Annotated in this window: 1 rRNA gene; it reads left to right on the top strand. The window is 59.7% G+C overall.

Features of this window, described 5'->3' with window-relative positions:
• Positions 1-238: ribosomal RNA gene (locus tag ACTHS3_RS18580) — 16S ribosomal RNA — on the top strand; the annotation flags it as partial.

Raw genomic sequence — 238 nt, forward strand, 5'->3', positions numbered from 1 at the left:
GCTTAAAGGGCGCGTAGGCGGGCTGTCAAGTCTGGGGTGAAATCCCGCGGCTCAACCGTGGAACTGCCTCAGATACTGACGGCCTCGAGGGAGGTAGGGGCGAGCGGAACTGTGAGTGGAGCGGTGAAATGCGTTGATATTCACAGGAACTCCGGTGGTGAAGGCGGCTCGCTGGACCTCTTCTGACGCTGAGGCGCGAAAGCCAGGGGAGCAAACGGGATTAGATACCCTAGTAGTC

It is taken from the genome of Neisseria sp. P0009.S007 (assembly GCF_051962515.1).